Raw genomic sequence first — 24,496 nt, forward strand, 5'->3', positions numbered from 1 at the left:
CACATGCGTTGCTACACGATGTAGCGAACTTAGCATGTGATCATTTCCTGCCTCGTCAGCGTTTGACTGACTACCTATGATGTATCATAGGATTTTTTATAAAAACTCGAATTAACAGGTACGTTTTGTCTTGTTTAGTTTTCAAAGATCATCTTCGTTATCTCTCAGAAGCGACTTTATTAATATAACATTCTATCAAGATGAAGTCAACAACTTTTTTCTTGAATGTTATTTCTCAACCGCGCTGTTTCAGCGGCGAATACAAATATAACACCTTTTAAAAGAAGAAACAAGTATTTTTTCTAAATAATTTATTTTTCCTGATCTCTTCCTATATATTCGTACAAAAAGGGCTTAACTCCATAATTCACTATTGTTGATCCTGTAGGTCTTTAGTATATTTATAATAGATTGAAATTTAATAACCGCAGGGGGAGCCTCGTGCTGAGAGTGAACAATTCGTTGTTCTGACCCTTTGAACCTGTCAGTTAATACTGAAGTAGGAATGTGGAATCACTTGCATACATGCATTGTATTCAAGCCGATATGTTTTTCTATGAATCACATACTCATCCTGACATGGTCTCTCCTTGCACAATTCGTGAAAAGGGGATTTTTTTATGCAGCAATCAAATCAATTAGTACGACTGATGGAGATCGCCATCATGACTTCTCTTGCACTTGTTTTAGATTATTTATCAGGTCTCTTTTTAAGAATGCCAAACGGCGGGTCAATTGCACTGATCATGATTCCTGTCATTCTCATGTCCATTAGATGGGGCGTGTCTGCTGGATTTATCATCGGTGTGTTAATCGCAGGACTGCAGCTGATGAACAATCCTATTATTGCTACACCTGTACAAGGATTTCTCGATTACTTTGTCGCATCTGTTGTGATTTGTTTAAGCGGGCTATTCTCAGGATCAATTAAAAAAGCCATTCAGGATAAAAAGCGAAAGAAACAATTCTTCTATATTATCCTAGCTGTATTTGTCGCCAGTTTCTTCAGACTGCTGACGTTCTTTATTTCAGGTGTAGTCTTCTTTTCTCATTATGCACCAAAAGGAACACCAGGTTGGGTGTATTCATTAGTTTATAACAGCACATATATGATTCCTTCATTTATCATTTGTAGTATTGTTCTTTGTTTACTCATCCCTAGTGCGTCTCGTTTGGTTTTTCCTCGACAAAAATAACCCAGCTGTTTCAGCGGGTTATTTTTTATGCATAATTTGCTGCTCTATTGAATCTATTAATAGTAGAAGATTTCATGCTGGAGGTACGACAATGAATCCTTACTCCATTATGCTGTGCTGTTACATCCTCAGTCTCGCCTACTTTTTGGCAAGTTTCTATGAGGCATTAAAAATAGCAGGTGTGAAAGGAAAAGTAGAGGCTTCTCCTTTTATATCTTATATTTTACTCGCCACCCTTTTTACTTTTTTCTCTCATTATTACTGGAAGCTGACGATATAATTTGTTGAACATGATCGCTTAGGACAGATAGTTCCCATCCATACCCTATTTCTTCATGGTTCTCACCAGCCAGCTCGAACTGGCTGGTGACGGCAAAACTAGGTTGAAGTTTTTGATAAAATTGCTTAGCTGAATTTTGCTCAAATACCCAGAGCAGCATATTCTGATAGCCTTTCTCTATTAAATAATCCACACCTTTTGCAATCAAAGCCATACCCGCTCCTGATTTCTGTTTTCTCTGCAACAAATAGATGGCATAAAGCTCACCATCATATATTGAATATCTCTCATCACGCTGTTTTCCGAAGGAAGCAAAACCAAATACTCCGTCAGCATCCTCTGCGACAAACGTGCCTTCAAGCGACCTGCTTCTCCAGCTCTCTTCCCGCTCCCCTACATTCAAAGCATCTAAATACTCTTGTGAAATAATGCCGTGATAAGTCGTTTGCCAGCTCTTCACATGAATTTCGGCAATTTTAGGAATATCATTATGTACTGCATGTCTAACCTTCATCTGCACACCCCTTTTAGCCATTTCTTACTCTATGTTTCATATGATAAGTTTCTATTTTATAAAATTCAATCCCTAATGGATATTCGTTGACATTTTGTCAACACCCCTATATATTGGGTACGACTTCTTCTATTGAAGAGTTGAACTTTATGAAAAGGGGAAAGAAGAGATGGAATTTAAAACAACTGAGCTTCGGCAGTTTTTAAAAGAACAACTGCAAATACGTTCTCTTTCATTAAGAGAACTCAGTACACAAACAGAAATTGATAAAGCCACACTGTCTAGAATCATGAACGGAAAAAGAAAACCGACTTTGAACCATTTACAGCGGCTTTCAGATGCTCTACACATTTCTTTAGATCATCTATTGGCCACGGCTGGATTTTCAATTAAAAACGAAAGAGTTCACGGTAATACGTTCATTCAAGCCGTAGAAGAGATTGAGCGAACGCTGAAAGATCATGATGTCTATGACGGGACGTTCAGCGAGAATGAATTGAAACAGAAGTTAAATGAATATGAGATCTATAGTCAATCAGATGAGGGAAAAGAAACAATCTCAGCAAATTTTGAAAAAAAGATAGATACGATAAGCGGTGTTGGACCATTTCTTGATCAATTGAAAAGCATGTACTACTCGTTCATGAGCGGACGGGGGACTTCTCGAGAATTGATGTTGATGGGAGGCGCATTACTTTACTTCATTATGCCCGTTGATTTAATACCAGATTATATTTTTCCGATCGGCTATATTGATGACGCTGCAGCGGTGCAGGTCGTATTAAACCAGCTGACAAATAGGTCATAGCAGGTGACGGAGACATGAAAAAACAGAACAGCATTGACTTCGCATTATTATTCACTGTCATTTGCTTCTTTGTGATCAGCCTACTAGCTGTGTATAGCGGATCGGGACAGTATGAAACGCAAGATATGTTTTATTTCGTCAAAAGGCAAGTTTTCTGGTATATCGTCGGCTTTGGCCTTATGGCGGCAGTTGCTTACTTTGATTATGAACTGCTTGAGCGGTTATCTTTTCGATTATTTGCAGGTGGTCTCTTTCTCATCATTCTCGTTCATTTTTTTGGCACGAATCAAAATGGCTCCCAAAGATGGATCAGCTTGGGGCCCATGAAAGTGCAACCATCAGAATTTATGAAAATTTTTGTCATTCTTCTGTTAGCGGCTATTTTAAATCGATACAAACATCAGCGCTTTGCATTTAAAGAAAGCATGATTCCCACAATGAAAATTATATGCTGGACCGCTGTTCCTTTTTTCCTGATTTTAATTCAGCCAGATTTGGGGACGGCACTTGTGATCTTGTCTATCGCTTTTACACTGATGCTTGTGTCAGGCATTTCAAGTAAGATGATCGCTGCATTAATCGCTTCTTTTCTCGCGCTTCTTGCATTTTTGACCTACTTGCACAATGAACATTTTGAGCACTTTACAAAAGTGATTAAACCTCATCAGCTTGATCGCATTTATGGATGGCTCTCTCCTGATGAATTTGATTCGACATATGGGTATCAACTGAAACAAGCAATGCTTGGCATTGGGTCAGGACAATTATCAGGAAGCGGTTATACAAATGGAAATCAAGTACAAGGGGGAAATATCCCTGAAGCCCATACAGATTTTATATTTGCAGTTATTGGTGAGGAGTTTGGTTTTATCGGCGCCTCCCTATTGATCTGTTTATATCTTATGATGGTCTATCGAATGATTCATGTGGCTATGCATGCGAATACCCTTTATGGGCTTTATATATGTGCTGGGGTGGTTGGGCTGATCGTCTTTCAAGTCTTCCAAAACGTTGGGATGACAGTAGGGCTAATGCCTGTGACTGGTCTTGCCCTTCCTTTTATCAGCTATGGGGGCAGTGCGCTTTTAACCAATATGATCGCCATTGGCCTTGTGTTTAGTGTCAATTTGAGGTCCTCATCCTACATGTTTGGACGTAACTGGGATTGAAGGTGATGTCATTGATTCTTTCTCACCTAAAAAAAATCGACCACATTCTTGCTGGGACGATTGTTTGTCTTTGTTTCTTTGGATTGCTGATGGTGTACAGTGCGAGTTATCCTTTAGGCGAAATAAAATATGGACAGGGCAGCTACTTCTTCATGAAACAGTGGCAATGGCTTTTGATTGGGTTCTTCTTTTTCATCGCTGCAGCCCTGGTTCCATATCAAGCTTACCGTAAATGGATTCGTTGGCTTGTGATGCTGTCACTGCTATGTCTTCTCCTTGTCCTGCTTCCAGGAATCGGTGTTGTCAAAAACAATTCACAACGATGGATTCAATTAGGCTCTCTGATCATCCAGCCGTCTGAGGCTGTGAAATTAGTGATGATCATCTATTTTGCCTATGTATATGCAAGGAAACAAGCGTACATTACATCCTTTAAAAAAGGAGTACTGCCTCCACTTCTTCTTTTAAGTCTAGCTTTTTTATTGATTTTAAAACAGCCAGATTTAGGTACAGCAGTTTCTATTTTATTGAGCTGCGGTATCGTCTTATTATGTGCTGGACTTAAAACACGCCACCTCATTCTACTAGGTTCGACAGCTGCGGCAGGGATCACTTTTTTTGCTGTGACCGCTCCTTATCGCTTGAAACGAATCACTTCTTTTCGTGATCCTTTCATGTATGAGGATGGAGATGGTTATCAGCTGATCCATTCTTATCTCGCCATGAATTCAGGAGGGCTTACCGGGAATGGTTTAGGCGGAAGCATTCAAAAACTAGGGTTTCTTCCTGAAGCCCATACAGATTTTATTATGGCCATCATTAGTGAAGAGCTGGGAATCATGGGGCTGTTGTTTGTGATGGGTGCCTACCTACTCATCATGTATCGCGCCGTTCGAATCGTTCAAGGTTTACAAGATCCATTTGGAAAGCTATTAACGATCGGGCTTACTTTTCAAATTACGATTCAAGCAGCCTTTAATCTAGGAGCTGTCTTTGGGCTTCTCCCCATTACAGGCATTCCTCTTCCCTTTATTAGCTACGGCGGATCTTCATTGGTGTTCATGATGATATCTGCAGGCATTCTTGTGAATCTCTCTTCATCTATCAAAAGACACCGGCATGTACCCCAATTAAAATAGACACCCTCTATCAGAAGGTGTCTTTTGATTTTTATTCTTCTATTTGACGATCAGCGATTTCTTTTTTTCTTGGCTGTTTGATTTCATTCGTCAGTTCTTGGATGCTTTGTTTCACATTGCCTTTGCCAGAGAAATTCTCAATAATTTCTTTAACATCAATTCCAGAGGAAGCTTTCAGACTTTCTTGAAGACTGGACATAAGGTTTGTCGCATAGCCGGTCACTTTGTTGGCGCCGCTGCCTTCCCCGTTACCACCTGTATCAACAACTGTAATTTTATCAATGTTAGAAAGTGGAGCAGATACTTGTTTCGCATATTCAGGTAGCATTTTCACAATCATATCAAGAATCGCCGCTTGACCATACTGTTCGAATGCTTCTGCAATTTTCTCTTTCGCTTCTGCTTCCGCAAGTCCTTTCAACCTAATGACTTCTGCTTCTGTTTCCCCTTTTGCACGATCGGCTTCTGCTTTGGCAAGCCCGTCAATCCGAACTTTCTCTGCTTCTGCTTTTGCCATTGCTTCAATGCTGTATTTCTTCGCATCTGCTTCTGCAAGACGCTTCGCTTTTTCCGCCGCAGCCGACTGCTCAACAGCATAACGGTCCGCATCTGCTTTCTTTTTCACTTCAGAATCGTATTGACGCTCACGACGCTGGATCTCTTTTTCTTCTAATTCAATTTGCTTCTGACGTTCAATGATTTTGACTTGCATTTCTTGTTCAGTTACGTGCTGACGATTACGAGCTGTTTCAAGATCGTACGCTTGGTCAGCGCTTGCTTTTGCTGTATCTTGTTCACGTCTGAATTCTGCTCTTTTCAGCTCATTGATTTTTTCTGCTTCAGCGATTTCAGTGGCACGCTCAAGCTCAGATTTCTTCGCATCTTTATCTGCTTCTGCACGTTTGATACGTGTTTCTTTATCTGCTTCTGCTGTCGCAATATCTGCATCGCGTTTCACTTGAGCAATTCTAGGTTTACCTAGTGATTCTAAATAGCCATTTTTATCACGGACATCTTTGATTGTAAACGATACAATGACAAGACCCATTTTCGCTAGATCTTGAGAAGCAACACGCTGTACTTCTTGAGAAAATTTCTCTCTGTTTTTATAAATCTCTTCAACTGTCATTGACCCTAAAATGGAGCGAAGGTGTCCTTCTAGTACTTCTCTTGCTTCATTTTCACGATCTTCTTTTGTTTTCCCTAAAAACTGCTCTGCCGCAGTGGCGATTTCTTCAATTGATCCGCCAATTTTAATGATGGCCGTTCCATCCGCCATGACCGGTACACCCTGCTCAGTATAGACTTCAGGCGTTGAAACATCTAGCTTGCTAGATAGTAAGCTGAGCGGCTCTGCTTGTTGAAAAACAGGGAGTACAAAGGTACCTCCACCTCTTACAATCTTAATCTTGTTTCCACCTTCATCCACGTGGACATTTTTACTTCCGAGGTAACTTCCTGTGACAATTAATGCTTCATCTGGACCAGCTGTCCGGTATTTCGAAACAAATACACCAATAAGTGCAATGAGAATCACAAGCACAATTCCAATAATAATTAATATGGTTGTTCCTGGCATAGCATTCCCTCCTAGATTTCTTCATTTGGTATAACAGATAACACGCCTTTGTTCACTTCGACGACCAGCACCCGGGTTCCATATGGAATCTCCTCTTCGTCGAAACTGACGGCAGGCTTTGAGATTTTTCCGCTGTTACTAATTAACAGCACTTCTCCAAACCCATCTTTTGGTACAGATACAATGATCTCCCCAGTTCTTCCTTTTAGGTCGGCCTCCGTATATGAAAGAGATTCTTCAGCAGAGGAAAGCGGGACTAAGACAAATACATGTAAACAAGTAACGAGAACCACTGCGAGGATGGCAGATAATACGGCGCCAAGTCCACTTCCTACAATTGCTGTTTTTTCAGAGATAAATCCTCCAGCCGAGAAAAAGGTAAGAAATGCGAGGATCAATGTTGGTTGAAGGAACGGGACAGGAATCGCTTCAAACAATCCATCAAATACATCGCCAAAAAAGACGAAAACAAGCGTCAGGATTCCTGATACCATCAATATGTATAAGTACAGCGTCTGAAGAGGCAGCCCAAACACATCCATCTTCCTCACCCTTTCTTTATGAAATGAGCAGCCTTTCATTCATTTAGACCATGCTCACATCCAAGTGTATTCCTTCTAACATGTAATACGAACCACTTTTGTAAAGGTTTCAAATTTCCTCACAATTCTTCAAAGGAATTCAACGATAGCTCAAGAATGATTGTCATGTACCAGTATGTTAAAATTTGATCTTGAGGTGATGAAAATGAGTTTATTACATGATGCAAGACAAGAATTGTGGCAAGAGCTGCAAGGTTTGAACGAAGAACAATTGAATCAAAAATTATCTGATGATACTTGGAGTATTCAAGAGGTGGCAGATCATTTAAAGAAGATGGACCTAGTTGCAGCAAAACATCTAGCTGCCGAGGGGAAAAAAGCACCGATTAAAGAATATGAGCCAAAGCCGGTGGAAATGGCAGAGGATCGTTCAAAAAAAGCCACTGCGCCTAGTATTGTTGAGCCAGAGCGCAAGCATGTGACACCTACACATTTAAAAGTTGAGCTTGATACAGCTCGTGAGAAATTAAATCAAATTTTATCAACGTTTACAGAGGAAGATTTCAAACGCGTGATTGCACATCCTGTGTTTGAAGAACTTTCATTAAAGCAATACCTTGATTTTATCGGTGCACACGAAAAACGCCATATTCATCAAATTAAAGAAATTAAAGAACAGCTATAAGATGTAAAAAAGGCTCCCTTCTGGGAGCCTTTCAGATTGTTGACAAAGGGCTAAAATGAACTTTATTTTAGCCCTTTGTCTTCTTTTCAGCGTGATAGAAAACCTTTGCATTCTAGGAAGGACGAGCATCGGCGCGGAGCGAATTTAACATTCGTGAGCACCGAAGCGCAGGACTGACACCGAATGCGAGGGTTTGTCTACACGCTGAAAGATTCCCTTTTGGGAGCCTTTTTTCATTGTTACACTGTTTTAGGTGTTAAATCAAAGCAGCGGGCGTAAATCCAGTTGTATGCTTTTTCGTTCAGGTCTCTTGGGTTTCCAACTGTTTGCGGATCTTTCATTGCTTCTTTAGATAAACGGTCGATCATATCTTTTGGTACACCTTGTTCTTCTAATGAAGGAACTTCTAGGTCTTCCACTAAATCATACATCCAATTCACTGCTGCTTTTGCAGCTTCCTCTGTTGTCATTCTGCTTGTATCAATTCCGAATGCTTGCGCAATTCGAGCGAACTTCTCTGGGTACCCTTTCCAGTTATATTCCATGACAGGTCCCATCATTGCCGCTACACATTGGCCATGTGCGACAGGAATAATACCCCCAAGCGTTTGACTCATCGCATGGGCTGCACCAGCTGATTCACTTCCATAGGAAAGTCCTGCAAGCATCGCAGCTTGTGCCATTCCATATCTTGCTTCTAAATCCTCTCCATCAGCAAAGGCACGGCGAATATAATGAGCAGCATATTCAATGGCCATGAGCGCTACCGCATCTGTAATTGGCTGAGCAAACTTCATCGTATAGCATTCGATCGCGTGCGCAAGCGCATCGATACCCGTCATAGCCGTCACATGCGGCGGCATAGATACATGAAGCTCAGGGTCAATCACTGTTAGGTGAGCTGCAATGAGTGGGCCACCTGTGTTGAATTTGAATTCCCTTTCTTCGTCAGTAATCACTGCCCACTGCGTGACCTCTGAACCTGTACCAGCCGTTGTCGGAATGGTGGTTAACGGAGGGATTCTATTTTCAAGCGGTTTTTTCCCCTCAGCCGCTTCGTAATCAAGAACTGATCCTTCATGAGTCGCTTCCACACCAATAGCCTTCGCTGTATCCATTGAGCTTCCGCCGCCTACTGCGACTAAACCATTACAGCCTTCTTTTTCATATAACGCAGATCCTTCATTCACTAAACGGACTGGCGGGTTTGGTTCTACTTTATTAAATAGAACCACATCAACTTGTGCTTCTTTTAATGAAGCAATCACTGGATCTACAACACCCGCTTGATAAATACCAGGATCTGTGACAAGCAATACCTTTGAAACGCCGTATGCTTTCACTTCTTCCCCAACATGTTTCACTGCCCCAATGCCATGCTTGATGACAGTCGGAATTTCAAACGTATGGAATTTTTGCATGCTTTCAATTTTCATATTTAAAGTCATATAGAATCTCCTCCAGATAAGTGATATTTATTTAAACCAATGAACCGCTTCTGGTTTTGTATTTCGATATAAATGTTTTAGTTCCGTATATTCTTCAAGGCCCGTACGTCCTAATTCACGTCCAAGACCTGATTGTTTATACCCGCCCCACGGTGCTTGGGCAAAATAAGGATGGAAGTCGTTGATCCATACCGTGCCTAATCTTAATTGACGAGCCACTCGTTCGGCTTTGCCGATATCAGAAGACCACACCGCTCCTGCTAAACCATAAATCGTGTCATTTGCCAGCTCGATGACTTCTTCCTCTGATCGGAAGGATTCGACAGTGAGGACTGGTCCAAACACTTCTTCCTGAACAATTCGCATGTCTGATGTACAGCCTGAGAAAATCGTCGGCAAGTAGAAGAATCCTTTTTGAAGCTCCTCTGCATCAGGTCGTTTCCCACCTGTTTCTAATGTTGCGCCTTCGTCTAAACCGATGCTGACGTATTTTTCTACTTTTTCTCGATGCTCAGCTGAGATGAGCGGTCCGCTCTGGGTTCCTTCATCAAAGCCGTTGCCTAGCTTGATTTTTTTCGTACGCTTCACCAGTTCTTCTAAAAATTCATCGTGAATGGATTCTTCCACTAACAAGCGTGAACCTGCTGAACACACTTGCCCTGCATGGAAAAACACAGCATTCATTGCCTGGTCAACCGCTACGTCTAAATCAGCATCTTGAAAGACGATATTCGGGTTTTTCCCGCCGAGCTCAAGGGCGATTTTCTTCACATTCCCGCTGGCTCCCTGCATGATTTTCTTACCTGTTTCAATACCGCCTGTGAATGAAATTAAATCGACTTGGTCATTGACAGCCAGCTCATCTCCAACAGTTGCTCCAGGTCCAAGCACTAAGTTGGCAACGCCTGCTGGAACACCCGCTTCTTCCATAAGTTTGAAAACTTTGATCGTGGTTAATGGTGTAATTTCACTTGGCTTTAGTACGATTGTATTTCCAGCTGCAAGGGCAGGAGCGATTTTCCAGCTCGCTTGAAGCAATGGATAGTTCCAAGGAGTGATTTGACCGCATACACCGACAGGTTCTCGGACTAATTCACTTTTTGAATTTGGAATAGGCGATGCAATGATTTCCCCGCCATCCTTATCAGCAAGCCCCGCATAATATTGGAACACGTTCGCAATATCGTCCATATCTGCTTTGCTTTCTTCTAATGTTTTACCGGTATCAAGTGATTCTAATTTGGCTAATTCATCAAGGTCTCGTCTAATCAATTCCGCAATTTTAAACACAATATTTCCTCTTTCAAGTCCAGGCATGTTTGCCCAATCACCTTGATCGAAGGTTTTTCTTGCTGCCTTAATGGCTAACTGCGCGTCATTTCTTGATCCTTCACTGACTGTCGCGATCACTTCTTGATTAAATGGATTGATGATATCTCTTGTGTCGCCACTCTTAGCGCCAACCCATTGTCCATCGATAAATAGTGTTTGACTCATAGAAGGAACCTCCTCTGATTCTCTTTGGTAAGTTTGTTAAATAAAAATTTAACGTTTTGAACATAATTAACTTAACATGTTCAAATTTTTCTGTCAAAGGGGGATATGCTTCTTTTATTTTGACATTTTGCATTCTTTCGTTAACATATAGTCCATAAAGATTTTTTTGAACGTATTGAATTCACTTAATAGAAAGCAGGGACAAGATGAAAAAGCAGGAACAGCCACAAGCAGAAGAACGCATTTTAGCTGCTAAAGATCTCGTCATTGATTCCATCGCTGAAACAATGGACCTCTATGGCATTACTAGAAGTGCGGGTATTCTATATGGGACGATGTATTTAAATGAGGAAATGACGCTGGATGAAATGCGTGAAGAGCTGCAAATGAGTAAGCCTAGTATGAGTACGGGTGTGAAAAAACTGCAAGACATGAATATTGTCAAAAAGACCTTTCACCGTGGCCGAAGAAAACACAGCTTTGTTGCTGAGAAAGACTTTTTTAAGTTTTTCATGAACTTCTTCCCGCAAAAATGGGAACGAGAGGTTGAGGTCAATCTAGCAGCGATTGAAGAAGCGCAAGAACGCCTTCAAGATGTAGCTCGTAATGAGCAGGCGGAGGAACATGAAAGAGAGGAAGCGAAACAGCTCATTGAACAGCTTGAAAGCTCAAAAGCCTATTATGATTGGCTTAGACGATTAGCCCACTCGGTTCATTCGGGAGAAATCTTTGACTATATTCCGATTGATCAGAAAGAAAAATAGCCGGGGTGTTTGTGTTTTACAGCTTGAATTTTACAGGAGGATTGATTATGTCTTAACACATGAGGCATTGGCTCAGATGGGAGAGAGCTACGCTGGCAGGGTGAACGACATCACCCAAAACAAACTTATATTCACTGAAAAAGACTGTTTTAATAAGGTTCTATGATGAGCCTTTCTGAATAAAGATTTTCATTTCTGAACAAAACTGAAAGGGCTGATCCCCGATCCGTCCCCATAAAAAACCAGACCATGCAGGGTCTGGTTCAGATTGTTGACAAAGGGCTAAAATGAACTTTATTTTAGCCTTTTGTCTTCTTTTCAACGTGATAGAAAACCTTTGCAGTCTAGGAAGGACGAGCACTGGAGCGGAGCGAATTTGGAATTCGTGAGCACCAAAGCGCAGGACTGATAAAGAATGCGAGGGTTTGTCTACACGCTGAAACAGACCATGTAGGGTCTGTTTTAATTTCGCCTATACGTTTTGAGAAGTTGTGTTTCGATCAGTTTTTTGTGGAATGAAAGTTGTATTTCTATTCGTCTCCTCCATTGTTGTTTTCGATTTGATGCTGGTTTAATCATACTAGATGCTTCATATATACCTGCACCTCGAAAGATAATAGAGCTTATAACCATCATTTATTTAATACTCATAAAGACACTCTCCTTTTTGAATATTATGTTGGGCTTGAAATTACTGTAATATTCAGTTAATTTCTCAAACTTTGCTATTTTTTCACGAATAACTGCAAGATTTTTAGTGAATTCTTCTACAAAAAAACAATTGCTTTTCTTCAAATGTTTGAAGCATAGCTTGAATTTCATATGTTTTTTCATATAGAACGTATTAATAAAATTTCGTGTGGGTTCTCTTTATGAGAGACCAGTTTCAAAGCTTTATTAACTTGATGCTTCATCATGTTCTCCTGTCTTATATAGCGTCCAAAAAAGGTAACCGATTTTAAATCGTCCATAACATCTTCTGATATTTCAAGGGGCTCTTTATAATATTGGAAAGTCTTTGCATAATCTTATTTTTTCCTATATTTAGAAGTACCTTGGTAACCAACCTTTTATCCGCTACTTCTTCAGCAATGGAATAGGCTTTATTCAGATGTATGAATGATTTTCACACTGCTTAAAATTAACATAATTTCCTTAAATGACAATTATACTTTGAATTTGACGAACATTATACTGCTCATGTTCTTTATAAGTATCTAGTGCCTTTATGATGTGATGTATATAATCATGCGCTTGTTTCATAGTATAGTAAGCTTCTGCCACCTTGAAATGAAACTCTGCTTGTTCAATTTATCTACAACAAGCGACAGTTGCCTCGCAGCAACCTTATAATATTGAATATCCTGTACATATTCTTTCTTACTGAACTCATACATACCTCTAAAAAAGCATTATAGTATTGCAGCATTCCAGACAGCTGATGGTTAGAATTCTCTATTTTATCGACTAGAGCGGAAATTGATTGATCGAAATGAAGGTTTTATATACTCAAGCAAAAGCTTATGACGAAAGCACATCAATTAATAGTAAATCAGTAAATCACGGCCTCTTCCATTCGTTCAATTTCTTGTTCTACTTCAGCTTTCAAAACCTCTACATCTTGAACACTGAATTGCCGAATCATTTTATACCATTCATTTATTTTCACACCACCATGTGAAGAAAGAACTTTCTCCACCCCTTACTCACATTCTAAAAATTCCTTATATTGTATTGATTATAAAATACAAATATTTATATATTACCTCAAAAAATGGTCACATTGTATACGTAAGCATCTTCAGAAGGAATATCGTATAAAGGAAAGCCGAGGCGATACTAATTTCGTTAAGTTTGCGGATATATTAAACGTAAAAAACGCCCTATCCGGTTAGGGATGGGGCTTTCGCTCAAAAAGTTATCGTTCTATTAAAACGGACTTTTGATTCACTAGAAGTGTCAGTTCTTTTACTTAGGATTACTTGTAATATGATATCTTTTATCTGGTCGTAATCAATGTCACCCAAAGACCAATATGAAACGGATTTAAAAGTAGCGTCCTTAGCATCCATAATTATATCTTCGGAATTATAATCAACAAAAACCAATTCGGATCTATAGAACGTACCACCAGCTTCAACGTGATTACCATGTTTATCGTAACGTTCTACATCAACCAGGAATCGATAAGTTCTTGTTTGCCCTTTCCTAAAGTATGATTCGCTTTTTTGGACTAGCAGATACACCAAACTTTAATGCCATGCTCATCATATCCCTTTTTATATTTTTGCGCTCTATCCCTCACCAAAGCACCTGCAGCCATACACTCAAAAGACGACTGCTCCCATTAGGTTATCGTTTTCTCCGGATACGACCTCCTTGTCGCTGGTATGTTTCACGTCTCGCTCCCATGATTTCTTCCTAATCTCGCATCGTTATAGGCTAAGTATCATTGCTCTTCTTTTGATTAGAACCAGGAGCAATGCTTTTGAATTGCTTTAATGTCTCTTTAGAAACAGAATTCCTGATCTTCATTTCACTCGCTCCTTGTCGAATAAGCACCACCTTACGCTATTCGCTTAAATAGATTTTTGAATGATGACTACACTCCGAGAGGATGCCAAGTACAGCCATTCATCAAGTAAATTGAAAAACTGTCATCGATACTGCCGCCGCAGACCAGCTGCTATCCAGGCTCAGAATGTCCCTCTCGTATGGCCACATTCCTCAACACCTTTGTTCCGTATCCAGATACGCCATTGATAAGGGAAAGACGCGTCTCCTAATAAAAAAGTGGACACCAATCAAGGCACTTAGAGTGTGATCAGCGTCCGCAGGTTCTTCCTTCTGGACAAAATATTCACGTTCGTTTTGCTTGTCTCTATCATACGATGAACCACATTGGAAAAAAGGTCCCCTTTTTATCCCCCTTTTTGTCGACTTTTTATCGTTTTTTCTCAGCAGGGAGTCCAATAAACGCAAAAACCTTGATAGACAAGCCAATCAAGGTTTTTTACTTCCTATAATCTTTTATTTTTCCTATACGTGACACTTAAAATTATTTCTTGTTTAAACTAAAACCGAAATCCAAATAGTTTTCATAAGAAATGCACATACACCAATCACCTTCTAATGATATAAAATAGTGGTGCTGTGGGATATCTAAAAAATAGACTAGTAACTCTTCTATATGCTTTAATTCAAACTGGTACCCAAACTCTGTAAGATTATCACCTATATAAATTACTTGTAAGTTATTATCTAAATATTTTTCTTTTAATTCAGTTATAAATAGAAGAGCATCAGGAAGTAAAGATTCATTATTTGAGTTCATACTATGATGATGATTAGTTTGTGACCAGTCTATTTTTGAAGCATCAAATTCAAATTTTTGTTCTATTAAATCTAAATATATTTCTGGATATTTATGTACTTTGACACAATTAAGAAGGTCTTTTAATTCCAAATCCTTCATTTTTTACTTTCAATGCTGGTTGAGTCCTTTGTAAATTAAAATAAACAAATAAATCCCTATCTAGTGGGTGGGACTGACCCCGTTTTTGTAATGGAAATAAAGCTTAAATTTGTAGACAGAGAGATGTTACTTTTTTGTTTTTAAACATACAAAAGCCACTCCCGATTATCTCAAGAATGGCTCTGTATCAATGATCATCATATATGGAGCATAGCGGGATCGAACCGCTGACCTCTACGCTGCCAGCGTAGCGCTCTCCCAGCTGAGCTAATGCCCCGGGATGTTTCAACAAATAACATTATATTTAATTCTCCCATATAATACAAGGGGAAAGACTACTTTTTTTATGTTTGATGAGAAATTTCTCAATTTTGTATTATGCATTATTTTTAACCTTGGGGACGAAAGTTTTCTATCTCTGTTTTTGTGTTTCTCAGATATTTTGGATTAAACCTGTTAAAGTGATTCGCTGCACTCTTTTTCATTTCATCTGTTACATGAACATATATATCAGATGTTGTTCGGGCGCTAGCATGTCCGGCACATCTTTGAATAGCACTTTTGCTTTCACACCACCTCTATCAATAGAGCAACCGTGTGACGCAAATCATGTATTGGAATTGAAGTCTTTCACATGCGTTTTAACTTGAATTGTCTTTGATAGTGACCGATTAATTTTAAATCCACTAGCATCCCAGTCCACATCTAAATGCCATTCAAGTGTAAGACCTTCGCCTCGTCTTAATCCCCCTTATCACCGCTAAGGAATAAAGTCTTCGTTTAATATCAACTTCTTCATTTTATAAATTAGGTATGCCAGTCTTTGTATGTACAATCCCCCTTCACTCATGTAAAATGCAAGACAGAAAGGATGGTTATATGAAAAAATACATAATAATCCTTATAGGTCTGGTAATTATAACGGTTGGAGGGATATTTTTGAAGGAACAACACCAAAAAAAAATAGAAGCCCAAGAAGCTAAAAAAGAAGAATTTTATTCCTTGGCAAAAAAAAGAATGACTGACTTTATTAAAACAAACTATACTGATGTTGAACGAATTGATTATACTAATGATTATATGATAAACCCAATGGGTGGCATTGAAATTAATGGTTACCTCAATGGTAATAAAAAAAAAGAAATATGGGGAATATATGATAAGGCAAATGATGAAGTAGGTTCATTTACTGTTGATGCTAAAGAAAAACCTGAATGCGAAGATAAAGTATGCGAGTATTAAAAAAGATACACCGCCAAAATAAGTAAATAGTACCTCGAAGGAATTCAACGGTACTATTTATTTACTTATAAATTCAAGAACCCATAAACATAATTAAAGCAACAAAAATTGCAGCGAGTATAACTAGAAACAGAACACATCCTGAAAAAAGATGACTTTTTGATCCTGTTTCAAAAAATAGAAAATACAAAAGAGTAGAGCAAGTATAATAGGTACTATAGATATTCCCACAATTAAACCTCTTTCCCTATATGTTGATATATTTATGTAATTTTATCCTTTTCCAAACAAACAGGTCAATAGACTTATGTAATTCAATTGATTGCTTCCCGTAACATTGACTTTGTTTCCTCTTAAGTTTTGATCATTTCCTTAAATGTGTTTATCCCAATGCTTCCTTCCCCATTGTAACCTCCACTAGAATAAGCTGTCCATTTGTTAATTGATTGGTTTGCCTGAAATAGATGCTGAAATCACACCAGCGTCATCTATAGTAGGTATAGTCTTGGGCTCTTCGTTTAACACTTAAGAAATCTGCTTTTGTACCTGTTGCCGTGTTAGCGGTTATGAACCATAATATCAATACACATCAAGATCATCATGCTCACATTACGACAAATCATACATATCATGACCACTTTTCGACCATTGATAAGGTCAAACAGTCAGGGATGTCACCATGTTCAGGGGTTATTATTGGAATGGGCGAAACCAATCAACAAATTGTCGAAATGGCTTTTTCGCTGAGAGCCCTTGATGTGGATTCGATTCCCGTCAACTTTCTCCATGCAATTGAAGGAACGCCTCTTGAACATCAAGAACGCACACATCCGATCAAAGCGTTGAAGGTTTTGGCACTGATGCGATTTATCAACCCGGCTAAGGAAATTCGAGTATCTGGCGGAAGAGAGTTTAATTTGCGAACGCTTCAGCCTCTCGCATTATATGCAGCAAACTCTATTTTCGTAGGCGATTATTTAACGACAAAAGGACAGCAAGTTCAAACCGATCATCACATCATTGAAGATTTAGGTTTTGAAATAGAAGAATGTGCGCTTTAAAAAAAGTCTGCCGATGAATCGGCAGACTTTTGACGTTGAGATTAGAATCTTTTATGGAAATCGACAGTACCGCTTCCTTCTTCGCGGTCAAAGCTGCCAACAAAAGTCCAGTTAATATAGCCGCCGTCACCATTGTTGACAAACGTACCATCTTCAAATACCCAAATACCAAACGTAATGCCGTCATATTCAACACTATCATAATAGACAACATTGTTCAGTCCGCTAAAATCATGATCTTGGCTTAAGTTTTGAACAACTACGTTGTAATTTTGACCTGCTTCATAGAATGCACTGTATGCCGCATTTTTTACAAATCCATCACGATTTTGAGATGATTTTACTGCTTGTTCAATTTTATCGGCAATGGCTACTGGATCAATCGAGACACTTCCATCGACACCTGTTGTCGTAGCAGCTTCAGCCTTTTGACCAAAAGTCGTAAGAGATAAAGGGACAGCAACCATTGACATAGCAATCACAGAGCTAACAAAAAATTTACTTGTTTTCCTCATTATTTCTAACTCCTCCTTTAATTGGTATGTTTATGTACTACCCTTTTCTTTTTCACTTAAACACTAATTTAAGAAAAAACTTCTTTTTCTACCAATTAAGAGGCTGTTTTTACTGTTTAAAAGGGCAAAACAACAAAAAAACTACTCTTTTAAAAGAGTAGTTTTCCATCATTACATAAACAGGATAAATAAAATCAGACCTAGGATGATTCGGTAGATCGCAAAAGGCACAAGTTTGATTTTATTAATCAGTTTTAGGAAGAATCGAACAACAAAGAGAGCCACAATAAACGCACTCACAAAGCCCACAATAAAGAATGGAAGCATGTCTGTTGTTAAATATTCGGCATTTTTAACAAGTGTTAAGAGGCTTGCTCCCGCCATAATCGGCATGGCCATAATAAACGTAAAGTCAGCCGCCGCGCGGTGATTCAGTCCAAGAATAACACCACCTGCTATTGTAGAACCTGAACGCGAGAAGCCTGGCCATAGTGCTAAACATTGAAATAGCCCGATATACAGCGCTTGTCTGTACGTCATATTATCCACAGAGCTTGTTTCTGTTTTACGTTTATTGATCCAATCAGCGACAAGCATCAGCACAGCCCCTAAAATCAAACCGACAGCGACCGTTCTCACATCAAACAAATATTTATCAATATAATCTTCAAATAAGAATCCTAAAATGACGGCTGGGACGAGTCCAACAGCAATTTGAGCAATGGTCAGCTTATGTCCGCTGCGTTTTTGTTCTTCTGTGATATTTTTCTTTAAGCCTAATAAGTTCAAAATACGATCTTTGAACACGATCATGACAGCTAAAATAGAACCTAACTGAATCACGACTTTAAATGTGTTTGCAGCCTCTGGCGTAATGATGTCTTTTGATTTTAGCCAAAGATCATCAACAATGATCATATGCCCTGTAGACGAGACAGGTGCATACTCTGTTAATCCCTCGACAATTCCTAAAACCAGTGCCACGAATAAATCCCATAGATTCATGATTTTCTTTCCTTTCAATTCTGATCTTTTGAAGGCAAACATCTATGTCCACATAAAGACAAGCTTTCTTTTTCGAAAGCTCGTCTTTATGATACTATATTTTTTTCTAAAAAAGATTATGACATCAAACCTTTTCTTCTTTATACAAATTGGATCGCATTTTGAACCAATCAAACAAGTGGGTCGTGATCACTTTCAGAACGGCATACGTCGGAATCGCAACAATGATGCCGACGACGCTGAACAATTTACCTGCTGTTAATAGAACAAAAATAATCGTAATCGGATGGATATGAAGGTTTTTCCCCATGACCTGAGGAGAAATGAATTTCCCTTCAATAAGTTGAACCACTGTCCAGACAATGATGAGTTTTAAAAGCATCACTGGTGATGTCACAAGCGCAATCACAATCGCTGGTGTAATCGCAATGGTTGGACCAAGGTATGGCACTACACTTGTACATGCCGCAATAATCGCCAGCAGCAGCGCATAGTCAAGTCCAATAATCATATAGCCAATTAAAAGAAGAATACCGATACAGAAGCTGACAATGATCTGCCCGCGTATATAAGAACTTAGACGATGGTTCATTTCGTGAAGCACGATATGAGTATGGTCTCTAAACTTATTCGGGATAAATTTCAAGAAATAGTCAGGCAGTTTTTTGCCGTCTTTTAATAGATAAAACAGAATGAACGGAACCGTCACGATCGAGATGATAATTTCAGTAAGCGCCCCTAAGAAAGTGCCGACTCCAGTAAAAGTACTTTCCAAAATCTTCGTCGCTTGACTTGACGCTTTACTCACCAATTCAGAGACGTTAAAGTTCATCGTTTTCTGCACTTGACTAATAAAGTTGCTTCCAGTTAATTGTCTAATCTGTTCTTCTACCGTATCAACGTATTTTGGCAGATTATGAAACAGACTCATCGTTTGTGCTTGTAAAAAAGGAATAATAGATACAATGGTCACTGTAATGATCCCAATAATGACGATATATAAAAGCAAAATCGAAAAGATCCGTTTGACCTTAAATCTCTCTAATAAATTCACAATTGGATTTAATAAATAATACACAACCCCCGTTAAAATAATCGGTAAGGCAATGGTTTTGATGAGTACAATGAGCGGTGTGAAAATAAAAGATGCTTTCATGAAAACAAGGATATTCAACCCTATTAATAGCAGGATGAGTAAAAAGAGAACAAACTTGTTATCAAGAAAAAATTTTCTAAATCGACTGCTCCACATTTGCATAGAATTCATATCTTTCCTCCAAACACGGGCTATTTTATTAGTAAATTGTACACTACTTGATCATCATTTTGTGATCATTGTTTTAGCTTTTTTTCACGTTTCGCAATGGACATGGCCCATCCAATCAAAATCGGTTGTCCGATTAACCTCATCCATAACAAGGCTTGTTCTGTGCTCTCTTGCCCTGGAAATGGAATCCCTTCTCTCGCAGCAAATAGGTTCGCAGGGAAAATGAGCACCAGATAGACAGCGATCATTTTTGCTGCCACAATCCTTACGTTTGGAAGAAGTAGTAATACGGCCAGCAGCCATTCCAAGCATGCGGTGGCATAAATGATGCCATAGGGAAATGGCCATCCAGACATCATGCGGGCAAAGCCGCTTGGCTCTATCACATGAAAAACACCGGCTGCTATAAATAAAAGCGCGAATGCGTATGTACTTCCTATATGTAGGATGCGCTTCATGTTCGTTTCCTCCTCCCTCCTTCTCAAGTATTACCCGAATGAAGGAGGAAACTATCCACTTTTCGTACATTTATATTCTTTATGTAAGACGCATCAGCTAAGGTAAAGGTTTCATCCGCTTTTCAATAAAAAAGAAGATTCTTTCATACAAACGCTTTCAAAGCATGTATAATCAGAGAAAAGCAGAAGGAGGGAATGTGATGATTCGATTTGCTGTCATCGGAACGAATTGGATTACAGATCGATTCTTACAGGCTGGTGAAGGAGTGGCGGATTTTACATGTACGGCCGTCTATTCTCGGTCTGCTGAAAAAGGACAGGCATTTGCAGACAAGTATGGCATTGATACCGTCTTTACTAATTTACAACAAATGGCGGCAAGTGATGCGTTTGATGCTGTGTATATCGCAAGTCCAAACGCCCTTCACAAAGAGCAAGCGATGCTGATGATGGCGCATCAAAAACATGTATTATGTGAAAAACCATTGGCCTCTCACCGGAAAGAGGCTGAAGAAATGATTGCTGCTGCGAAAAAATATCAGGTGTGCTTAATGGAAGCGATGAAGACCACATTTCTGCCGAATTTTCTTCAAATCAAACAGCATCTTGATCAACTAGGCCCCATTCGGCAAGTGATCGCTCATTACTGTAAATATTCCTCAAGATACGATGCCTACCGAAACGGTGAGATTCCAAATGCTTTTAAGCCGGAATTATCCAATGGCTCCTTAATGGACATCGGCGTGTATCTTGTCTTTCCCATCATTTATTTATTCGGGCTGCCACATCAAATCACCGCGAGAGGCTATACACTTTCTTCTGGAGTAGATGGGAGCGGTTCATTACTTTTACAATATGAAGGACATCAAGCACTTCTTTTCCATTCAAAAATCTCAACATCTCATGTATCTGCTGAAATTCAAGGGGAGGATGCCACGATGGTGATTGATCAATTCCATCGCCCTTCTCGTATCATCATCCATGATCGGAATGGACAGCAAACCGATATTTCTATCAAAGATGATCAACCGGCTATGTATTATGAAATCGATCACTTCATTCAATGCATCAAGCAAAAAAAGGGACAGTCTCCAATCAATACATTTGCCTTATCCGTTCAAACCATGTCCGTCATGGACGAGGCGAGAAGACAAATGGGCATTATCTATCCAGCCGACAGACAAATGTAATGAGACATTGAATGAACAAAGGGCGTTTTACAGCCCTTTGTTTGTTCGTGTGAATCTAGTTTGCCGCTAATACATCGGCAAATGCTTTCACATATGGCGGAAGGTCCGGCGGGCGTCTGCTTGATACAATATGACCATCTGTCACAACGGCTTCATCAAACCATTCCGCTCCAGCATTCGTCATATCATCTTTAATACCAGGTGTACTCGTCACTTTTTTACCTTTCAGGATACCAGCTGAAATGAGCACCCATCCGGCATGACAGATTTGTCCGATCGGTTTGCCCTTTGCATCAAACGTACGAACGATGTCTAATACTTCTGGATATCGGCGCAGTTTATCCGGTGCCCATCCCCCAGGAACGAGAACCGCATCATAATCATCTGCTTGAATGGAATAGAAGTCTGCATCTGATACAGCTGGCACTCCGTACTTCCCGATATATTCATGATCTGCTTTTTCGCCTACGAGATGGACAGTTGCCCCCTCTTCTCTTAATCGCAAAACGGGATACCATAGCTCTAAATCTTCAAAATCATCACTGACTAACGCAATGACCTTCTTATTTGATAAACGCATAACATCTCTCCTTTTCTTCGGATTTCCTCTATTGTACGAGATCATCTCTTAAAAAGAAAAGCGGTTCCCCTTGAGGAGAACCACTTTCCATTATTCACTGATCTTGAATTTTTTAATTAAGTCACGCAATTCTTCCGCCATTTGGGAAAGCGTCGTCGAAGAAGAACTAATCTCTTCCATTGATGCCAGCTGTTCTTCTGCTGATGCCGCGATATCTTGAATACTTGCTGAACTCTCTCTCGATACATCTGCAATTTCATTCACTGCTTTAGAAATTTGCTCAGATCCTTTTGAAAGCTCACGAACTGTCGTATTCATTTCATTGATTTTTGTCGCAATTTCTGCCGTTTGCTGATTGATTTGTGAGAAGCTTTCTTTTGTTTGGTCTGTAATTGATAGGCCATTTTTTACTTCTTCATTCACAGATTTGAACATATTTTGAGACGTTTCTATTTCAGAGACAATTTCTTTGACGAGTTTTTCAATCTCTTTTGCAGAATCTGATGATTGAACCGCCAGCTTACGGACTTCTTCTGCTACAACCGAGAAGCCTCTGCCTGACTCACCCGCACGTGCTGCTTCAATGGCTGCATTCAGAGCCAGTAAATTCGTTTGATCTGCTATACCGTTAATGACACCTAAAATGTTGGTGATATCTTTTGATTTATGCTCTAATCCGTTGATCACACTTTCAGCTTCTTTCACTGAATGATCAATCGTTTTCATTTGGCCAACTGTCTGTTCAACAAGCTGTCCGCCTGTTTCTGCGACTGTTTTTGATTGAACCGATGATTCTGTAATGACATCAGATGTTTGTGCAACTTCATTTAGCCCTTCGTTCATTTGTTTCAAGTGGGCTGCACTTTGTTCCACCATTTCACTTTGATTTTCGTTTCCGTTCGAGAATGTTTCAATGGATGATGTAATGTGTTCGGTTGCTTTTGTCGTTTGACCTGCACTTGCCGTCAGTTCTTCCGACGATGACGCCACGTTCTCAACAGATGTCTGTACAGCTTGGATGACATCTCTGAGTGACTCACTCATTTCATTAAAACTTGTACCGAGCTGACCAATTTCATCCTTTGATTTAACATCAATTTTTTCTGTTAAATCTCCTTCGCTAATCTTCTTAGAAGAGGAGACAAGCATGGAAAGTGGTTTTGTAATAGAACGGATGATAAAGAAGATGAGAATCCCGCCAATGATGAGCGCACCTGCTAATATAATAGCCGCCATGTTGAAAACTGGCTGCGCCGCTTCTTCTACTTCATTGACAAACATTGTACCGGCAATTTTCCAACCAGTCGCTTTGTTTGTTGTGAACTCCATTTGCTTTTCTTTTCCTTCAAACATATAACTCATTGAACCTTTGTCTTGTGTATAAAGCTTGTCTACCCAATCACCTGTTAATTTTGTTCCTGCTTTTTTCGTTGGATGTGCCACGTATGTCCGATCTGGGCTTCCGATAAAAGCATGACCTTCTTTACCAATATTGATACTATTAGACTCTTTTACTAGATTCGCAATGTCCAGGTTCATCGCAATAACACCAGAACCGTCCTCTAGTTTTTTAGAAATCGTCACAACAAGTGTACCAGTTGATGCGGTTGGATATGGAGCGGAAACAGACAGCTCACCGTTTTTCGCCCAGCCATCTTTGTACCAATCCCGCTCAGTTGCGACATAATCAGCAGGCATTTTTTGATTAGGATATCTTGAGAACACTTTTCCATCACTTGAAGCAACAAAGATGCCTTCGGTGTCATCATTCATACTCATGAACTGCTCAAAGCGTCCTTGAATATCAGTCGTTCCTTTTTGCCCCAGCTTTTTCTTCGTAATCCATTTGCTAAAGAAATCGGCTGCGTCTGTTTTTACTTTCACAACCTTCGTAATGTTTTTGTCCAGCTGTTCTACATTTTCCTTTGCACTTTGCATGATTTGATCATTTAAAGAGGTGCTCGCCGTATGATATGAAGAGAATGCCAATACGATAATTGGGCATAAAAGAATAAATAAGAAAGAGAAAACGAGCTTTTTTGATATCGATGGTTTTTTGAAATACTGTATGAAATTCATAAA

21 protein-coding genes, 1 tRNA gene, 1 pseudogene and 1 riboswitch are annotated in these 24,496 nt (G+C 39.5%); of the genes and pseudogenes, 9 read left to right on the forward strand and 14 right to left on the reverse strand.

The window, feature by feature from the left end; all coding sequences use genetic code 11:
• Positions 1-420 precede the first annotated feature (420 nt).
• Positions 421-523: riboswitch (TPP riboswitch) on the forward strand.
• A 97-nt stretch (positions 524-620) separates the two neighbouring features.
• Positions 621-1,196, forward strand: a complete 576-nt coding sequence (thiT, locus tag ACTJKA_RS11235) for an energy-coupled thiamine transporter ThiT (protein ID WP_007500615.1) — start codon at positions 621-623, stop codon at positions 1,194-1,196.
• Positions 1,197-1,435: 239 nt separating this feature from the next.
• Here the strand turns inward: thiT and ACTJKA_RS11240 are convergent, their stop codons facing one another.
• Positions 1,436-1,990, reverse strand: a complete 555-nt coding sequence (locus ACTJKA_RS11240) for an N-acetyltransferase family protein (protein WP_440607765.1) — start codon at positions 1,988-1,990, stop codon at positions 1,436-1,438.
• A 169-nt stretch (positions 1,991-2,159) separates the two neighbouring features.
• Here ACTJKA_RS11240 and ACTJKA_RS11245 point away from each other — a divergent pair, with 169 nt between their 5' ends.
• From ACTJKA_RS11245 to ftsW, 3 genes are read left to right on the forward strand one after another with little or no spacing between them, the layout of a single operon-like run.
• A complete protein-coding gene (locus tag ACTJKA_RS11245) occupies positions 2,160-2,798 on the forward strand; it encodes a DUF1232 domain-containing protein (protein WP_048003075.1) in 639 nt (212 codons plus the stop codon).
• A 14-nt stretch (positions 2,799-2,812) separates the two neighbouring features.
• Entirely contained in the window at positions 2,813-3,967 is a 1,155-nt protein-coding gene (gene rodA / locus ACTJKA_RS11250) for a rod shape-determining protein RodA (protein ID WP_099496703.1), read from the forward strand.
• Between the two features lie 5 nt (positions 3,968-3,972).
• Positions 3,973-5,106 (forward strand): putative lipid II flippase FtsW, encoded by a 1,134-nt coding sequence (gene ftsW / locus ACTJKA_RS11255; RefSeq protein ID WP_411801896.1) that lies wholly within the window; start codon positions 3,973-3,975, stop codon positions 5,104-5,106.
• Between the two features lie 31 nt (positions 5,107-5,137).
• Here ftsW and ACTJKA_RS11260 read toward each other — a convergent pair whose 3' ends face one another.
• Entirely contained in the window at positions 5,138-6,685 is a 1,548-nt protein-coding gene (locus tag ACTJKA_RS11260; RefSeq protein WP_008344044.1) for a flotillin family protein, read from the reverse strand.
• 11 nt (positions 6,686-6,696) lie between these two features.
• Positions 6,697-7,227, reverse strand: a complete 531-nt coding sequence (locus ACTJKA_RS11265; RefSeq protein ID WP_017367919.1) for a hypothetical protein — start codon at positions 7,225-7,227, stop codon at positions 6,697-6,699.
• 205 nt (positions 7,228-7,432) lie between these two features.
• Here ACTJKA_RS11265 and ACTJKA_RS11270 point away from each other — a divergent pair, with 205 nt between their 5' ends.
• Complete coding sequence (locus tag ACTJKA_RS11270; protein ID WP_048003085.1) at positions 7,433-7,912, forward strand: DinB family protein; 480 nt, start codon at positions 7,433-7,435, stop codon at positions 7,910-7,912.
• Between the two features lie 239 nt (positions 7,913-8,151).
• On the opposite strand, the gene ACTJKA_RS11275 is transcribed toward ACTJKA_RS11270, so the two are convergent.
• Positions 8,152-9,360: an iron-containing alcohol dehydrogenase gene (locus ACTJKA_RS11275; protein WP_008344050.1), complete on the reverse strand. Its 1,209-nt coding sequence runs from the start codon at positions 9,358-9,360 to the stop codon at positions 8,152-8,154.
• 27 nt (positions 9,361-9,387) lie between these two features.
• Entirely contained in the window at positions 9,388-10,857 is a 1,470-nt protein-coding gene (gene betB, locus ACTJKA_RS11280; protein WP_041507663.1) for a betaine-aldehyde dehydrogenase, read from the reverse strand.
• Between the two features lie 206 nt (positions 10,858-11,063).
• Here betB and cudC point away from each other — a divergent pair, with 206 nt between their 5' ends.
• Positions 11,064-11,621 carry a choline uptake/conversion transcriptional regulator CudC gene (gene cudC, locus ACTJKA_RS11285; protein WP_345911073.1) on the forward strand — a complete coding sequence of 186 codons (558 nt, stop codon included), beginning with the start codon at positions 11,064-11,066 and terminating at the stop codon, positions 11,619-11,621.
• Between the two features lie 1,552 nt (positions 11,622-13,173).
• Here cudC and ACTJKA_RS11290 read toward each other — a convergent pair.
• The 3 genes from ACTJKA_RS11290 to ACTJKA_RS11300 all read right to left on the reverse strand — a co-directional run bounded on the left by ACTJKA_RS11290 (position 13,174) and on the right by ACTJKA_RS11300 (position 15,373).
• Entirely contained in the window at positions 13,174-13,320 is a 147-nt protein-coding gene (locus tag ACTJKA_RS11290; protein ID WP_407708019.1) for a hypothetical protein, read from the reverse strand.
• A gap of 1,359 nt (positions 13,321-14,679) precedes the next feature.
• A complete protein-coding gene (locus ACTJKA_RS11295) occupies positions 14,680-15,096 on the reverse strand; it encodes a rhs-associated protein (protein ID WP_171465693.1) in 417 nt (138 codons plus the stop codon).
• Positions 15,097-15,300: 204 nt separating this feature from the next.
• Positions 15,301-15,373: transfer RNA gene (locus tag ACTJKA_RS11300), tRNA-Ala, on the reverse strand.
• Between the two features lie 602 nt (positions 15,374-15,975).
• Here ACTJKA_RS11300 and ACTJKA_RS11305 point away from each other — a divergent pair.
• Positions 15,976-16,338, forward strand: coding sequence for a DUF1433 domain-containing protein (locus ACTJKA_RS11305; RefSeq protein WP_171465694.1), 363 nt, complete (start codon positions 15,976-15,978; stop codon positions 16,336-16,338).
• Positions 16,339-16,907: 569 nt separating this feature from the next.
• Positions 16,908-17,399: pseudogene (locus ACTJKA_RS11310) on the forward strand (biotin synthase BioB); the annotation flags it as partial.
• Between the two features lie 41 nt (positions 17,400-17,440).
• Here ACTJKA_RS11310 and ACTJKA_RS11315 read toward each other — a convergent pair.
• The 4 genes from ACTJKA_RS11315 to ACTJKA_RS11330 all read right to left on the reverse strand — a co-directional run bounded on the left by ACTJKA_RS11315 (position 17,441) and on the right by ACTJKA_RS11330 (position 20,644).
• Positions 17,441-17,914, reverse strand: a complete 474-nt coding sequence (locus ACTJKA_RS11315; protein ID WP_079920591.1) for a stress protein — start codon at positions 17,912-17,914, stop codon at positions 17,441-17,443.
• 171 nt (positions 17,915-18,085) lie between these two features.
• Positions 18,086-18,919 (reverse strand): undecaprenyl-diphosphate phosphatase, encoded by an 834-nt coding sequence (locus ACTJKA_RS11320; RefSeq protein ID WP_024719699.1) that lies wholly within the window; start codon positions 18,917-18,919, stop codon positions 18,086-18,088.
• A 124-nt stretch (positions 18,920-19,043) separates the two neighbouring features.
• Positions 19,044-20,186 (reverse strand): AI-2E family transporter, encoded by a 1,143-nt coding sequence (locus ACTJKA_RS11325; RefSeq protein ID WP_007500555.1) that lies wholly within the window; start codon positions 20,184-20,186, stop codon positions 19,044-19,046.
• 65 nt (positions 20,187-20,251) lie between these two features.
• The gene (locus ACTJKA_RS11330) at positions 20,252-20,644 is read right to left on the reverse strand and encodes a DoxX family protein (protein WP_008344160.1); all 393 of its coding nucleotides are present in this window, start codon (positions 20,642-20,644) and stop codon (positions 20,252-20,254) included.
• A 200-nt stretch (positions 20,645-20,844) separates the two neighbouring features.
• Between ACTJKA_RS11330 and ACTJKA_RS11335 the strand changes: the two genes are divergently transcribed.
• Positions 20,845-21,834, forward strand: a complete 990-nt coding sequence (locus tag ACTJKA_RS11335; RefSeq protein ID WP_019743561.1) for a Gfo/Idh/MocA family protein — start codon at positions 20,845-20,847, stop codon at positions 21,832-21,834.
• Between the two features lie 55 nt (positions 21,835-21,889).
• On the opposite strand, the gene ACTJKA_RS11340 is transcribed toward ACTJKA_RS11335, so the two are convergent.
• Entirely contained in the window at positions 21,890-22,414 is a 525-nt protein-coding gene (locus ACTJKA_RS11340) for a type 1 glutamine amidotransferase domain-containing protein (RefSeq protein WP_008344162.1), read from the reverse strand.
• A gap of 90 nt (positions 22,415-22,504) precedes the next feature.
• Complete coding sequence (gene tlpB / locus ACTJKA_RS11345) at positions 22,505-24,493, reverse strand: methyl-accepting chemotaxis protein TlpB (protein WP_144683748.1); 1,989 nt, start codon at positions 24,491-24,493, stop codon at positions 22,505-22,507.
• Between the last annotated feature and the right edge of the window lie 3 nt (positions 24,494-24,496).

Origin of the sequence: Bacillus sp. 22190 (assembly GCF_052045575.1) — a bacterium.
Lineage (GTDB): Bacteria > Bacillota > Bacilli > Bacillales > Bacillaceae > Bacillus > Bacillus altitudinis.